This is a genomic window from Methanofollis sp. (genome assembly GCF_028702905.1).
Classification (GTDB): Archaea; Halobacteriota; Methanomicrobia; order Methanomicrobiales; family Methanofollaceae; genus Methanofollis.
This window is the reverse complement of sequence record NZ_JAQVNX010000041.1, coordinates 13,779-17,165: the sequence shown is the minus strand read 5'-3', so window position 1 is coordinate 17,165 and position 3,387 is coordinate 13,779. Positions and strand designations below refer to the sequence as shown.

Annotated in this window: 3 protein-coding genes; all 3 read right to left on the bottom strand. The window is 70.7% G+C overall.

The features are described 5' to 3' along the window. Positions 1 to 567, bottom strand: a 567-nt coding sequence (locus PHP59_RS06665; RefSeq protein ID WP_300165301.1) for a hypothetical protein, incomplete at its 3' end; no start/stop codon positions are given. 25 nt (positions 568 to 592) lie between these two features. Further along, a complete protein-coding gene (locus PHP59_RS06660; RefSeq protein ID WP_300165299.1) occupies positions 593 to 1,081 on the bottom strand; it encodes a DNA-deoxyinosine glycosylase in 489 nt (162 codons plus the stop codon). Further along, complete coding sequence (locus PHP59_RS06655) at positions 1,078 to 3,225, bottom strand: Tex-like N-terminal domain-containing protein (protein WP_300165297.1); 2,148 nt, start codon at positions 3,223 to 3,225, stop codon at positions 1,078 to 1,080. The genes PHP59_RS06660 and PHP59_RS06655 overlap by 4 nt, the downstream gene beginning before the upstream one ends. Between the last annotated feature and the right edge of the window lie 162 nt (positions 3,226 to 3,387).

Genomic DNA, 3,387 nt, shown 5'->3' with positions numbered 1-3,387 from the left:
CTGCCACCTCTTCGCCACGAACGCCCCCATCGCAACGAGAAAGACCCCGCCGAGCACTGCCCTGACGACCGGGCCGGTGGTGTCGGTGCCGCGGAGGAGGGCATGGACGAGGCCCAGGACGAGGGCGGCGTACATCAGCATGTGAAAGGGCCGCCAGTAGGCGGGGTACCTCTTCCTGAGGCTGACCGCTGTCAGGGCGACGAGGATGAGGACGAGGGCCGGCCGCCCTGCATAGGTCCAGAACTCCACCCATGTCCAGGTCGAGGGGAAGAGGACCGCAAGGCTCCCGGTCAGCAGGGCATAGGAGAGGGGGTGGAGGAGGACGGCGGCAAGGCCGAAGGCAGCGAGGGTGTGGTGGACCGCGAGGAAAGGCCTGCCGAAGACCGCCCTGATCTCGCGGAGGAAGGGCGACATCGAGGCGGCGAGGGCGAGGGCAAGGTAGCCGTTGAGGGCCAGGAGGCGTACGAGGAGAGAGAGGGGTTCGCCGCCTGTCAGAAGAACGGAAACGCTGACGATGAGAAAGAGCGCCGCGATCCCCCCGGCGAGCACCGCACCCCGCCTCTCCATGCCCACCCCTTGCCGTGGCGCTATATCAGGGTTTGCCGGCGGCCGCCCGCCAGAGGGCGACCTTCTCCTCCACAGAGAGGCGGGCGTTCGCCGGACTCGTCGAGGGGAGGGGGAGGACTCTGACCCCGGGTATCTCCCACACGCCGGGGTGGACGCGCCTGAGCCAGTGCTCGGCCGCCCTGCCATTGAGGGCGACCGTCCTCACCGTCGGGTGGTCGCGGAGAAAGCCCGGGATGTCGTTGGCCCTCGCGTCCCTGATGGAGGCGTCGCTGCTCCCCTCCCGCGTGCACCCGGCAAGGACGTCCCAGAGGGCGACGCCCTTCTCCGCAAGCAACCCGAGGCGTTCCTCATAGGGGAGGTCTGCCGGCACGCCGAAGACCCCCTCCATCACCTGCCAGAAGGCGTTGCGCGGGTTCGCATAGTACTCGCCGGCCTGCAGGGAGGCGACGCTCGGGAAACTCCCCAGGATCAGGACGCGGGGGTCGCGTCCCGCGGCAGGGAGAAGGCCGGTCATCCCTGCCGACTCTCCCGCATCGAGAGGGCTATCCTCTGCCTCTTCAGGTCCACCGAGAGGACGGTGACGGCGACCCGGTCGTGCACTCCCACGACGTCGAGGGGGCGGGCGACATAGGCGTCGGCGAGTTCGCTCACGTGGACAAGGCCGTCTGTCCCGACCCCGATGTCCACGAAGGCACCGAATGCAGTCACATTGGTCACCGTCCCGGAGAGCGTCATGCCGGGGGCCAGGTCGTCGACCGAGGCGGGTGCGTCCTCGTAGACGCTCAGGTCGAAGGGCGGCCGCGGGTCCCGTCCGGGGGCGGCGAGTTCGGCGCGGATGTCCTGCACCGTCGGGAGGCCGACCGCACCGTGCACATAACGTTCGGGCTCGATCTTCCCGAGGAGTGCGGAGTTGCCGACCAGGTCGCCGACGCCGACCTCGAGGTCGTCGGCCATCGCCCTGACGACCGGCGCGTGCATCGGGTGGACGGCGGTGGCATCCAGGGGGTCGGCTCCGCCGGAGACCCGCAGAAACCCGGCCGCCTGCTCGAAGGTCTTCGGCCCGATCCCGGGCACGTCCAGGAGGGCCCGGCGCGACCCGAAGGGGCCGTGCTCCTCCCTGAAGGCGACGATCCGTTCGGCCTGCACCGGCCCGATCCCCGAGACCCTGGCAAGGAGGAGGGCGCTCGCCGTGTTCACCTCCACGCCGACGGCATTGACCGCGCTGACCACCGTGTCGTCGAGGGCCGCGGCCAGGAGTCTCCCGTCCACGTCGTGCTGGTACTGCCCGACGCCGAGTGCCTGCGGGTCGATCTTCACCAGTTCGGCGAGCGGGTCCTGGAGGCGCCTGCCGATGGAGACGGCGCTCCTGAGGGTGAGGTCGAGGTCGGGAAACTCACGGCGGGCCTCTGCCGAGGCCGAGTAGACCGAGGCCCCGCACTCGCTCACCGTGATCACCGGGACCTTCAGGCCGAGGTTCTGGAGAAAGGCCCGCGCCTCCCGACCACCATGCCCGTTCCCGACCGCGATCACCTCGACGCCGTACCGCCGGCAGAGGTCGGCGAGCGCCGCCGCGGCCTTCGCCTCCTGCCGGTGCGGCGGTAGGGGGCGGACGACCGTCGCGTCGAGGAGTTTCCCCTGCCCGTCCAGGCAGGCGATCTTGCACCCTGCCGCAAAACCGGGGTCGACGGCGAGCACGACCTTTCTCCCCAGAGCAGGGGCCAGGAGGAGACGCCTGAGGTTTGCGGCAAAGACCCGTACCGCCTCGCCGTCGGCCCGCTCCTTCGCGGCCGCGAGAGTCTCGCGCTCCATCGCCGGGGCAAGGAGGCGGCGGTACCCGTCCAGAACCGCCGCGGCCACCACCTCTGCCGCCGGCCCGCGGCCCCTCTCTCCGAGCAGGGCGAGCGCCCGTCTCTCAGGCGGGGCGACCGTGAGGGAGAGCAGGCCCTCCCGCGCCCCCCGCAGCACCGCGTGGACGCGGTGGGCCGGCATCGCCCTGACAGTCCCGGTGTATCCTGCATAGTCGGCGTACGGGGTGGCCGCCAGGTCCTTCCCGCGGGCCGCCTTCACCGTGATCACCCCGGCCGCCGCGAAGAGGCGGCGCATCGCCGCCCTGACCTCGGCGTCCTCGGAGACAGTGGCGGCGATGATGTCCTTCGCGCCGGCAAGCGCCTCGGCACCATCGGCAGGGCCGCCGGGGCGCACATATCTCCGCGCCTCCGCCGCCGGGTCGGCACACGCGCCCCTGAGCAGGGACTCTGCCAGGGGGGCAAGCCCCTGCTCCCGCGCCGCAGAGGCGCGGGTCCGGCGTCCGGGCCTGAAGGGAAGATAGAGGTCTTCGAGGGCGGCGGGAGTCTCCGCCCCCATCACGCCGGCCAGGAGGGCGGGGGTGAGCACGCCCTGCTCCCGCAGCGACGCCAGGACCGTCTCCCTCCTGTCTTCGAGCCTCTGCATCGCGGCAAGGCGGTCCCTGACCGCGGCGACGGCCACCTCGTCCAGAGACCCGGTCGCCTCCTTCCTGTACCTCGCGATGAAGGGGACGGTCGCCCCGCCCGCAAGGAGGGCCGCGGTCCCTTCCACCTGCTCCCTCCTGATCCCGAGGGCAGCCGCAATGCCGGCGACGATCCGGCATGAGCACTCCCCGGCCTCTTCAGCCTCCATTCTTCTGAACTCTCTGGGCCCTCCCCTGATAAAGGCGCGCCGACCGTTCACTTTCACTGCCCGCTCCTGTACCTCTATGAGGTGCGAGGACAGAGTATCCGCGTGATGAAACACCTCGTCGTCAGGGGCGCGAGGGAGCACAACCTCAGGGATATCACCGTC

Coding starts and splice junctions, on each gene's coding strand:
- PHP59_RS06660 (WP_300165299.1), bottom strand. CDS start 1,081: ATGACCGGCCTTCTCCCTGCCGCGGGACGCGACCCCCGCGTCCTGATC.
- PHP59_RS06655 (WP_300165297.1), bottom strand. CDS start 3,225: ATGGAGGCTGAAGAGGCCGGGGAGTGCTCATGCCGGATCGTCGCCGGC.